At 44.3% G+C, this 11,996-nt stretch carries 9 protein-coding genes; 3 read left to right on the plus strand and 6 right to left on the minus strand.

Translation table 11 applies throughout. The features are described from left to right. Position 1 precedes the first annotated feature (1 nt). Positions 2–1,063 (minus strand): M20 family metallopeptidase, encoded by a 1,062-nt coding sequence (locus ACOJQI_RS18380; protein ID WP_421380710.1) that lies wholly within the window; start codon positions 1,061–1,063, stop codon positions 2–4. A gap of 230 nt (positions 1,064–1,293) precedes the next feature. On the opposite strand from ACOJQI_RS18380, the gene ACOJQI_RS18385 reads away from it, so the two are divergent. After that, positions 1,294–4,773, plus strand: a complete 3,480-nt coding sequence (locus tag ACOJQI_RS18385; RefSeq protein WP_421380713.1) for a bifunctional 2',3'-cyclic-nucleotide 2'-phosphodiesterase/3'-nucleotidase — start codon at positions 1,294–1,296, stop codon at positions 4,771–4,773. A 44-nt stretch (positions 4,774–4,817) separates the two neighbouring features. Here ACOJQI_RS18385 and ACOJQI_RS18390 read toward each other — a convergent pair whose 3' ends face one another. Then, a complete protein-coding gene (locus ACOJQI_RS18390; RefSeq protein ID WP_421380716.1) occupies positions 4,818–4,985 on the minus strand; it encodes a glycogen biosynthesis protein GlgD in 168 nt (55 codons plus the stop codon). After that, positions 4,982–5,275 (minus strand): YtzC family protein, encoded by a 294-nt coding sequence (locus tag ACOJQI_RS18395; protein WP_421380719.1) that lies wholly within the window; start codon positions 5,273–5,275, stop codon positions 4,982–4,984. The genes ACOJQI_RS18390 and ACOJQI_RS18395 overlap by 4 nt, the downstream gene beginning before the upstream one ends. Before the next feature lie 187 nt (positions 5,276–5,462). Between ACOJQI_RS18395 and ACOJQI_RS18400 the strand changes: the two genes are divergently transcribed. After that, on the plus strand, positions 5,463–6,422 hold the full coding sequence (locus ACOJQI_RS18400; protein WP_421385508.1) for a TIGR01212 family radical SAM protein: 960 nt from the start codon (positions 5,463–5,465) through the stop codon (positions 6,420–6,422). Beyond that, the gene (locus ACOJQI_RS18405) at positions 6,419–6,991 is read left to right on the plus strand and encodes a class I SAM-dependent methyltransferase (protein WP_421380722.1); all 573 of its coding nucleotides are present in this window, start codon (positions 6,419–6,421) and stop codon (positions 6,989–6,991) included. The genes ACOJQI_RS18400 and ACOJQI_RS18405 overlap by 4 nt, the downstream gene beginning before the upstream one ends. A 70-nt stretch (positions 6,992–7,061) precedes the next feature. Here ACOJQI_RS18405 and ACOJQI_RS18410 read toward each other — a convergent pair whose 3' ends face one another. The 3 genes from ACOJQI_RS18410 to ACOJQI_RS18420 form a co-directional block, all read right to left on the minus strand. Then, positions 7,062–8,063 carry an LLM class flavin-dependent oxidoreductase gene (locus ACOJQI_RS18410; protein ID WP_421380725.1) on the minus strand — a complete coding sequence of 334 codons (1,002 nt, stop codon included), beginning with the start codon at positions 8,061–8,063 and terminating at the stop codon, positions 7,062–7,064. A gap of 126 nt (positions 8,064–8,189) precedes the next feature. Continuing rightward, positions 8,190–10,592, minus strand: coding sequence for an immune inhibitor A domain-containing protein (locus ACOJQI_RS18415; RefSeq protein ID WP_421380728.1), 2,403 nt, complete (start codon positions 10,590–10,592; stop codon positions 8,190–8,192). 321 nt (positions 10,593–10,913) lie between these two features. After that, a complete protein-coding gene (locus tag ACOJQI_RS18420; protein ID WP_421380731.1) occupies positions 10,914–11,987 on the minus strand; it encodes a tetraprenyl-beta-curcumene synthase family protein in 1,074 nt (357 codons plus the stop codon). Positions 11,988–11,996: the final 9 nt, after the last annotated feature.

Raw genomic sequence — 11,996 nt, forward strand, 5'->3', positions numbered from 1 at the left:
ATTAAACACTGTGCGCGAAATCAATCAGCATCTTATGATACATATAGAGCGAGTCGATTTCAACATTTTCCCTGTTTCCGTGCCAGTTTTCCCCGACTGGACCGAATTCAATTGCCGGAATGCCGAGCTGGGCGAAGAATTGAGTGTCCGCCGCCCCATGCTGACCGAAAAATACAGCCTCTTCTCCTGTGTGTTCCTCGACCGCCGCTTTGATTTTCTGAACATAATAATCATCTATATCGGTTCTTACCGGTTTACTGAACATCGAAATAAACACAGGACCTTCCACTGCTTCCTCTATCTCCTGAACAACACGGTCCTTGTTCTGTTCCGGCAGATATCGTATATCATACTTCAGCATGCACTTTTCCGGAACCTTATTATAAACGTCGCCGCCTTCAATAATGGCAAGGTTTAATGAAGGCATTGGATAATACTCTGAACTTTCCTGCATGAAAGGAAGTTCTTTAATCTTGTTATGAACATCAAAAGCTTTTTCAATGGCGTTCACGCCTTCCCAAGGTCTGCTGCCATGCGCAGGCTCCCCGTCCACTTCCACATTGAGCCTTAGAACACCTTTTGCCTGCAAGGCAATGCCCAGCTGAGTCGGTTCGGAAGAGATGACAAAGTCACCTGTATACCCTTCTTCAACGAGATAGCCTGTACAGTTAAATCCTCCGATTTCTTCATCTGAGACGATCTGAAGCTGAATCTTGGTATTGAGACCCTTATCCTTTAAAGCGACCATCGTTTGCATCATACAGGCAACCCCCGCTTTCATATCGGCGGAGCCCCGGGCATATATCTTTTCATTTTTTTCCCGCGGGATGAATTGTTCATCATGGCCGCTGACAACATCAATATGTCCATTGAAGATGACCTTCTTATCTCCGCTGCCTATTTCAGACACAAGCATTTTATAGCCATTATTTTGGATGATATTGACCGGCAGTCCATTTTCCTCAAGCCATTGACCGCAGAATTCGACCGCCTTATTGCTGCCTTCTCTAGTCGAGCTGTTGATTAACAGCAGTTCTTTCAAAAGTTCTTTCAAAGATTCCATACTCATCCTCCTTCTATATAACCTTTATACTTTTCTTTTACCACGAAAGAGAAAGAACGAATCTTACTGATTAATAGTTTTAAAAAAAGAAAGCGGTTCCAAAGGACTACTTATTTACAATAATTACACGAAAGGTTAAAAAAACTCGCAACTATTAGACCATTCCCACAATTATACAAACCCCTATAATTATAGTTGGAATTGAATCTATTATTAAGGGGATGGAAAACTTGAACAAAAACTTCCGCAAGAAAGTTGGAAGAACAGCTGCCGCAACAGCCATGGCATTATCCGTACTCGCTTCACCAATTTCCTGGGAGACGGTTATGGCTCAAAAGCCTGATCATGCCGGGAAACCTGCCAGTCCCGGAAAACATGAAGTAGAATTAAGGATCCTGGGTACAACGGACATTCATACACATCTCTACAACTATGATTATTACAAAGATGCATCTACTGATGAATTCGGCCTTGCCAAAACCGCTACACTGATCAAACAAGCAAGAGCTGAGAAAGAAAACACTTTGTTATTTGATAACGGAGATCTGATCCAAGGGAATCCGCTTGGTGATTACAAGGCAAAAGTCGACGTTTTGGAAGATGGCGAAAAACATCCAGTCTTCCAGGCAATGGAACTATTGGACTATGATGCTGCAACACTAGGAAACCATGAATTTAACTATGGACTGGATTACCTGGATGAAGTCCTGGATGATGCACCTTTTCCATACGTCAATTCAAATATCTATAAGGAAGATGGGGACAATGACCCTTCTAATGATGAAAACTATGTAAAACCTTATGAAATACTCAAGAAAAAAGTAGTCGATACTTCAGGTAAAACGAAAGTGATCAAGGTAGGCGTCATCGGTGCCGTCACTCCTCAGATTGTTCAGTGGGACAAAGCCAATCTTGATGGTAAAGTCATCACAAAAGATATCGTAGATTCTGTAGAAAAGAATATTCCTAAAATGAAAGAGGAAGGCGCAGACCTGATCGTTGTCCTTTCACACTCGGGTATCGGTGATGAGCAGAGAGTGGAAATGGAAGAAAACGCTGCTTATGATCTGACGAAAGTTGAAGGTGTAGATGCCATCATCTCCGGACATAACCACTTGAACTTCCCGGGGGATTTCGGAAGTCTGCCTGGTGTTGACCTTGATAAAGGCACGATCAATGGTGTACCGGTTGTTATGCCTGGAAGCTGGGGCAATCAGCTTGGCGTCATGGACCTTACAATTGAAAAAGTAAAAGGGAAATGGGAAGTTAAAAACTCAGAAACCAACCTGAGAGCGATTTATGATAAAGGGACTAAAACACCTTTGGTTGATGCAGACCAGGAGATCCTGGATGCAGTAAAAGAAGCGCATGAAGGAACCGTCAACTACGTTAATCAGCCTGTTGGAACAACGACAGCTGATATTCACAGTTACTTTGCCCTTGTACAGGATGACCCTTCCATTCAGATCGTAACGAATGCGCAAAAGTGGTATATTGAAAAACAATTGGCCGGAACTGCTGACGCCGATCTTCCAATCCTGTCTGCTGGAGCTCCGTTTAAAGCAGGAAGAAACGGATCGAGCTACTACACATATATTCCTGAAGGTGAAATTGCCATCAAGAACGTAGCTGATCTGTATCTATATCCAAATACAGTGGCAACGGTAAAAATCACCGGTGCTGATGTAAAAGAATGGCTTGAAATGTCAGCAGGGCAATTCAAGCAGATTGACGAAAGTGTAAGTGAAGAACAATCTTTGTTAAACAGTGGCTTCCCTACTTACAACTATGATGTCATCGATGGTGTTTCGTATGAGATTGATGTTACGGAACCAGCCAAATACGATAAAGACGGCAAGCTTGTTAACGCTGATGCAAACCGCATCAAGAACCTTGAATACAATGGTGAACCAATTGATTTTGATCAAGAGTTCCTGGTTGTGACGAATAACTATCGTGCAAGCGGCACATTCCCTGGCGTTAAAAACAGCACACAGACAGAGATCTACCCTGATGAAAACCGCCAGGCAATCATTGACTTTATCCGTGAACGAGGTTCAATCGACCCAACAGCGGACGGCAACTGGAAGTTCGCACCTGTCAGCTCTAAGGTAAACGTGACATTCCAGACATCCATGGATGCCCAAAAAGCTCTTCCGGCAGATGATTCTATTGAATTTGTTTCTGAAGCTCCAGAAGGCTATGGAAAGTATAATGTAGAATTCCCGATTGCTCTTCAATTATTGGGAATCAATGACTTCCACGGACAGCTGGATACGTATAACAGTAAGATCAATGCAGGCGGAGTTGAGTACCTTGCAGCTTACCTGAAGCAAAGAGAAGCAGAAGTTGACAATACCTTGATGGTCCATGCAGGTGATGCAGTCGGGGCAAGCTCACCAGTTTCCGCACTGCTGCAAGATGAGCCGACAATCGATATCTTGAACCGCATCGGCTTTGACCTTGGAACAGTAGGAAACCACGAATTCGATGAAGGCGTAGAAGAAATGAACCGCTTGATTTCCGGCGGCAGCCATGAAAAAACAGCCGAGAAATACGGTGAGTTCGAAGGTGCCGATTTTGGCTACTTAGCAGCAAACGTTGTGGATGAAGAGACTGGTGAACCGATCCTTGATCCATATGCAATCAAAGAAATCGGCGGAGTGCCGGTTGGGTTCATCGGTGTTTCTTACTCCGATACCCCTGGAATCGTTATTCCAAGCGGAACAGCGGGTGTGAAATTCACTGATGAAGCAGAAGCAATCAATAAGTATACTGAAGAATTGAAAGCTCAGGGCGTCGAGGCGATTGTGGTTCTGACTCATAGCCCTGTTAATTCCACTGATGGTGTTGCAACCGGGGAACTTGCCGAGATTGCTGCTGCCGTCGATGATGAAGTCGATGTACTATTCGGTGGACATAACCACGCTTACACAAATGCGACGGTAGATGGCAAGCTTCTTGTTCAATCCTTTTCTTATGGTACAGCTTTCTCTGACGTTGATTTACTGATCGATCCGGACACGAATGATTTCATAAGCAAAACGGCTGAAATCGTGACAACTTATCGTGACGGTATCGAACCTGATGCAGAAATTAAAGCTGTTCTTGATGGTTATATTGCTGATGTTGCTCCAATTTTAAACAGAGTAATCGGTACAGCAACTGAATACATCAGCAGAGAAACAAATGCTGCGGGTGAGTCGCCAATGGGGAACCTGATTGCTGACTCGATGAGAGCCCAGACAGGCACTGACTTTGCCTTTATGAACTCAGGCGGTGTCCGCGGGGATATTGATGCCGGGGAAATCACTTGGAAGGAAGCCTTTACTGTTCAGCCGTTCGGAAATGATTTGGTGACAATGAATATTACAGGCGCTCAAATCAAAGAACTGTTCGAGCAGCAATGGGGATCCAAAACAAGAATCATGCATGTTTCCGGACTAGAGGTAACGTACGATGAAACCCGTCCAGCGGGAGACCGTATCGTTTCTCTCATTGCCAATGACGGAACAGCAGTTGTTCCTGCTCAAACTTACAGCATCACAGTCAACAACTATATGGCTGACGGCGGTGACGGATATGCCATCCTGGCGACGATTGCTGACCGCACAATCAACGTAGTGGATCTGGATGCATTAGTGAACTATATCCAGACAAAAGGCGAAGTGAATCCGCAAATCGAAGGCCGGATAACTAAGTTGAATTAATGATCAGGAGTGCCGGAATTATTCCGGCACTCCTCTTTTTATCTCTAATTTTCCAGTTCTCTATTCTTGGACTTCACAGGCTGAGCCCGTTTCTGATTCTTTTTTTTAACTTCTTTTACCGGATTGTATTCTTCCCCAAACTCCGTATCCAGATTTCTTTCCGCGGTTTGCGTTTTCTGTTCCGGGTTATTTTGTTTAGAACGTTTCTTCAATGCAGTTTCCCTCCCACTGATTCTGGATCATGGTCTAACAGAACCATTTCATTTTGGAATTGCTGAAGCTGCAAACGCATCCTGTGAAGCTGATCACGCTGTTGTGAGTTGGCACTATTAGCGAGGTGTCTGATGTCATTGACCGCTTCTTCCACTTTCTGCATGGCATCTGTATATTCCTGATCATGATAATGTTCCTGTTTTGTTCCTGCTTTATATTGTTCCTGTGCATAACGCAGTGCATCTTCACACTTTTGCAGGCACTCATCCACAGATTGTCTAGTCGCCATCGTTATCCCTCCAAAAACTTCAGAATGAAGCTATGCTTCTGTGATTATTGTTTGTTATAGTAATGGATTCATCAGTAGAAATTTTTTCCTTCTTCAACTGTAACCCTGCTGTAATTGGATATGCTGTCTTTTCATGGTAAAATGCTTCTATTATGACTACAGAGAGAGACTTAAGGAGGTGTTTGTCATCAACAAGACAAACCCATTTCCGTATGCCGCTGACGTAAAACGGTATCATACATGGAATTATCATTTGCGCAATCACTTTGGACATAAAGTTTTTAAAGTAGCTTTGGATGGAGGATTTGACTGTCCCAACCGTGACGGCACTGTTGCCTACGGAGGCTGCACCTTTTGCTCCGCTGCAGGTTCAGGAGACTTTGCCGGAAGCCGTGTCGATCCCCTTGAGAAGCAGTTTAATGATATAAAAGAAAGAATGCATCGCAAATGGAAAGACGGCAAGTACATGGCCTACTTCCAAGCCTTCACCAATACGCATGCACCTGTTGAAGAGCTCAGGGAAAAATATGAAACGGTCCTGAAACAGGAAGGAGTCGTCGGCATCTCAATTGCAACAAGGCCCGACTGCCTGCCGGACGATGTAGTTGAATACCTTGCAGAACTGAATGAAAGGACCTATCTCTGGGTGGAGCTCGGGCTTCAGACCGTTCATGAAAAAACGGCCGGACTGATCAACCGGGCACATGATTATCAATGTTATGTGGAAGGTGTGAATAAGCTAAGAAAGCATGGCATCCGCGTCTGTTCCCATATTATCAACGGACTCCCTCAGGAAGATTACAGGATGATGATGGAAACGGCCAAAGAAGTCGCCAAGCTTGATGTACAGGGAATAAAGATTCACCTTCTTCATTTACTCAAAGGCACTCCGATGGTGAAGCAGTACGAAAAAGGACAGCTTGAATTCCTTTCATTCGATGAATATGTCAGCCTTGTCTGTGATCAACTGGAAATCCTGCCTCCTGAAATGATTGTCCACCGGATTACCGGGGATGGGCCTATCGACTTAATGATCGGGCCGATGTGGAGTGTTAACAAATGGAATGTCCTGAATGCCATAGATACTGAACTTCAGCGCAGAGACAGCTGGCAGGGAAAATTTTATAAGGCGGGGGTGGAAGTATGAAGCTTGAAAGAGTCCTCCCGTTTGCACGCAACCTGCTTGCCACGGCAGTAAAACCTGGAGATATCACCATTGATGCAACCTTAGGAAACGGGCACGACACGCTTTTCCTCGCACAACTGGTAGGGGAAAATGGCCGCGTGTACGGTTTTGACATTCAGGAAGACGCCCTTTTCAATACAAGGGAAAGGCTACACACGCACAACTTACAGGACAGGGTGACTCTTTTTAAACAAGGCCACGAAACAGTGGGCAATGTCATTCCCCCTGTACACTACGGGAAAGTAACAGGGGCCGTTTTTAATCTTGGCTATTTACCAGGCGGGGATAAGGAAATTGTCACCAGGCCGAAAACTACGATTAAAGCAATAGAAGCCCTTCTGGATATGATGGCACCCGAAGGAATCATCGTCCTTGTCATCTATCATGGACACCGCGAAGGAGCTGTCGAAAGAGACTACATTCTTAGATATGTGGAAAGGCTCGACCAAAATTATGTCCATGTCCTTCGTTATCAATTCATGAACGGCATCAATAACCCTCCGTTTATTGTAGCTCTGGAAAAAAGATAAGGGATGTCCCGCTATGGGACATCCCTTTTGTTATATTTTTCAGCCTTGCATTGAGTAAGGTGACAGTAAATCACAGCAACTCATCAGCCACTAACTTGAATGACTTCAGCTTATCTTCAAAATCATATGTGATGGTCACGAGCATGATTTCATCTGTTTGATACTGTTCACTCAGTTCCAACAGCTGCTTTTTAACCTTCTGTGGGTTTCCGATTACCATGCGTTTGCGGTTCTCAACAATCCTTGCTCTTTCAAATGGACTGTATTGGTAAGCAGCCGCTTTTTCAGGACTTGGTGTCCCCTTCGAACTCATTCCCTGTTCGACCATGATGATGGACAGGTCAATGCTGGAAGCCACTCTTTCTGCCTCTTCATCTGTTTCTGCGCAAATAACGAAAACCGCAGCCATATTTTTCGGCTTATCAAGGAACGGTGAAGGAGTAAAGTTCTTCCGATAGTCATTAGTATACTGCGGACCGCCCTCACCGTTTATGAACTGAGCAAAGGTATAAGGAAGCCCTTTTTGGGCCGCCAGCATGGCACTGGATGGACTTGAACCAAGCATCCACACATCCGGCTTTGTACTTACAATCGGCGATGCTTGCAGGCCTTCGTATGGATTGTTTTCAGGCAGTTCATCCGTAAGATATCCGAGCAGGTCATCAATTTGTTCAGGGTACTGGTTCACATCCCGGTAGCTGCCGTTATTCAATGCCAGGGAAGCTCTTGGCATCCCTCCCGGAGCCCTTCCTATCCCCAGATCGATTCGTCCGGGATTGAGTCCTTCCAGAACCCGGAAGTTCTCTGCTACTTTATAGGCACTGTAATGCGGAAGCATCACGCCGCCTGACCCGACTCGGATCTTCTCGGTCTTCGCAGCCAGATGAGCAATCAGGACTTCAGGTGAAGAGCCGGCAAGGGTATTTGTATCATGATGTTCTGAAACCCAGAAGCGAGAGAAGCCTAACTCTTCAACGTACTTGGCCAATTCCACTGTATTTTTAAGAGCTGTTTCAGGGCTCATCCCTTCTGCGATCGGTGATTGATCTAATACGCTCAATTTCAAAGACACAGCCACTTACAACTCCTTCCATTCTTATTCTTGTGCCTATTATTATCATTTCTTGAGTGAAAAATGTCCAACAACATGCTTAAAGGGTGAGAGCCTGATGGCCCTCACCCTATACATTCGTAAGTATTATTTTTTATAAAGCAACACTTTACCTACAGTTCCGTCTGCACTTTGTCCAACAACACGGAAGTTTAATCCGTAGTTAGGTACATTACGTCCTGCATCAACCATATCTTTGTTGCTGTAGTCTGCACTGTCATCAAACAATGGAGTACGCTTAGTATAGTTATCCTTCATTGTGCGTCCAAGCAAGCTTGAATAATCCAAGAACATTTTATCCGATTTTTCAAGGCTGAATGCGGCATCGTGTATCTGATAGCGAGTTGAACCGACTGTTCCATCGCTCCAGTAGTTTGTATGCTGGTCAGCATCGACCACACCAAGGAACCCTTCACCTGGGTGGACTCCAGTCCAGTTATCTCCGTAAAGATTATCTACATACCAAACAACAAGACCTTCATCATAAGACATCAAGCTGTCACCACGGCGGATGTTTTTAAGACCTTCATCCACACCGTTGTGGCTGCGCCATTCCAGCAAGTAGTAATGCTCTGAACGCTTGATTCCGTCATTTTTCTCGAAACCGCTAAGAGTGAACTTAGCATCACCTTCAGCATCATCAACCAATACTTCTTCACCGTCTACAACGATAGATAGATCATCTGCATATAAACCAGGGTTTGCAACAGCTGTATCTGTTACATACTCGATTGCCACTTCAACCTCTTGTCCTGCATAAGCAGACAGGTCGAAGGATGCGTCGATCCAACCATCAGAAGAACCAGTTATGCCGTTCCCAAGGTTAGAACCGTATGGATTTGTATCAGTAGTGATATCACTAGCAATTTGCTCACCATTAACCGTTACGTAAGCATAATCCCAATCTTTTTCAATGTCATACCATGTTTTGAAGTTGAACTCAGCACTTGTGGCATTAGTCAAATCAACAGTGGTAGAAAGGACATTGTGCAAGTCATTCCCACTTCCAGAGAAATAGGCATTTTCACCGCTTGCTGGAGTTGTGATCACTGTTTCTTTCTGTGGAAGGTTAACTTTAACTACATCGTTATTTGTTCCTTTAGTCGCAGCTTCATCAAGAAGGACTTCTAAGCCTTCTCCATCAATTTCATCAAGATCCACTTCTGTTCCTGTTAACCAGTTACCTTTTGTGCCTTCATTATCCACCACTGCAGAATTTTGAAGCATTTCTTTCGCATAAGGACTGAATCCTGTAGGTTCTGCTCCGCCGATATCTCCAGCCCAGCTTCCGCTTGCCATGATGGACCAGTAAGCTACAGCTTCACCAGTTCCAGTGTATTGAGTATCATACTCATCCGGCAGGCCAAGATCGTGTCCGAATTCGTGCGCCATTACACCAACCGCTCCATCTTCAGGTTCGATTGTGTAGTCATAAGCTGCCATCTGTCCATCCCAATAATCTACAGTCGCTTCTGTACCGGCAATTGGAGTAACTCCGCCAAGATTCCAGCGGTGAGACCAGATTGCGTCAGATCCTAATGACCCTCCGCCAGCTTCTTCACCGACACCGGAATGGATAACCATTAAGTGGTCTACCAATCCATCCGGCTCTAGATAATCGCCGTCACCGTCAAGGTCATAACGATCCCATTGGTCATAATCTGCAATGTTCACATCTGGGTCAGCAGCCGCAGCTTTAAGAGCTTCTTTAACAAGTCCGCGTGCATCCACATCGCTGTCATCTTCCGTCGGATAGTTTCCGCCATATGCTGCAGCCGGTTTGCTTGCTGTATACCAGCCTGCAACTTCACCTTCCACAGAATAACTTCCGCCGGATTGCTCCTCATAATACTGTTTCATGGATACATATGTTTTACCATCCGGGCCTTCCCAGCCGCCATCACCGAAAAGCATGTCCTGATAATGCTCGCGGGAGTATGCATCTTCACCTTCATAGTGCATATCCGTTTCATCAGCAGTGATTGTGTTGTGAGGCTTATCCGGATAATCAACTAGAAGAACCAATACTTTATCTGTACGTTTCTCCCCATCATACTCTTCCTCTTCAACACCCGCTGGAGCATTTTTCTTGGCTTGACCAAGTTTATTTCCTTTACCACTTGTCAAACTGTTCTTTTTCATTTCTTTTTGAAGCTTTGCCTTAGTTTCTGCTGCTTCATCTTCCAATTCCCCGCCTGCTTTCTTAGCAGCTGCATCAGCTTTTTTAGCCAGGAATTTATTCAATGCTTTTTCTGCTTCAGCAGGAGTGGCATTTTTAGCAATTGTCCCTTCTTCTTTAAGCATTTCTATTAAACGCTCATCGTTTGCAATCCCCAAGTCAATTGGACTGCTGGAATGATGATGGATTTCCTTACTTGGTTTAGCTAATACATTCTCTGGTACGACACTTGTTGCAGAAGCGGGAACGGCAAATGCGCCGATACTCATGGCAGCCGTAATCGCTAAAGATAACACTTTACGTGATTTCACACGTGATTCCTCCTTTATGTAAATGAAATGAGATTTTTGCTTAACAAATGTAAATATAACGTATTATTCAGAAAAATACAGCTATTCAGAATAAAAAGGATTCTATAGTACCATAATAAAATTTTCCATATAGGACTCATGGTGGTTATGGTTCCATATAGTGGAATTCAGGTGGCTCTTTTCCCGGTTTAGATAATGAATCTTTTTGACTATTAAATTACTAATTATGACCAACTATTGGTTTTATTCGGTTTTTTACAAATCTAAAGGTCCTCAAAAACAAAAAAAACAGATGACCTTTTACTCGGTCATCTGTTTCCTTCAGGAGCTTTTCTTCCACCCCTGTAACTTACGATAAATTTTTCCATTATAATAAAAGAACTTTGTCACCCAGCCTGAAGCATTCAGGAACTCTTTTGAGAAAGAGTATACCTTTTGCTGTTTCCATGCCTTCTCATCTGATAGGTATACACCAATCAGCCCTTTGTTGATCAGGCGGTGGAAATCAGCGTGGGGCAGCTGGCTTGTGTTTTCATCTGCCTTTTCCAGGAAGTGAAGCAATCTTCGCTTAAGCTCATCTTCGCTTTCATAATAAAAACAAAAGTTTAAATCCCCGCCTTCGATATCTTCCTCTTGATCGATAAAGTAATCCAGAAGGATATGTAAGCCTTGAATATACGGAAAGTAGCCATTGCGGATAGAATCCGCCTGAAAGCTTTCAAAGTCTTCCCGCAGTCCATATGATACCAGGCAGAAGATTCCCAGTGTCGACCCCGAACAGGCAGAGAACTCATACCAGTCCATTTCCGGAAGGTTGTCTTTATATTGATAAAACCAACTTTTCAACCTGTCCGTTCTTTCTTCTTGTTTGACATGTTTATGTATTTGCAAGTCACAATAGTAATCGCATAGCTCATGAAGATAAGGTTTGATAGATGTGTATCCCGGCACTTCCGCCAACACGGATTGGCAGGTTTGTACAAGTCCCGCCAGGTAGCCGCCATCATTTTGGTCTTCTCTATTCCGGTAATAATCTCTCAGCGGGGCCCCTGCCGTCAGGGCATCTCTCATCGATTCGTGGAGAGCCGAAAAGTCTTCGGGGTCAAGCGATGTGCTCCGGTCACATAAGTTGTCCAGGTAATCACTGATCGTCTGGTAAGCAACAATGAATTTGATTGCCTTGCCTTTCTCCGTTAAGGCAAGCAAAGCTAAAATCGAGCCCCCTTCACAATGGAAGGTTTTATGACGGATGCTTGCCAATGCCTGCGTTCTCAATTCTTCATTTGGGATTGATTCTGCTAGGTTCGTCCAATTGGCCAGTTCACTATGAACGGTTGGAAATACCTTTCGATAAACCTGACTCATCAGCGAAATTGGATGAGTGGGAATGGACATATACTTCAC

Origin of the sequence: Bacillus salacetis, assembly GCF_049177075.1 — a bacterium.
Lineage (GTDB): Bacteria > Bacillota > Bacilli > Bacillales > Bacillaceae_B > Rossellomorea > Rossellomorea salacetis_A.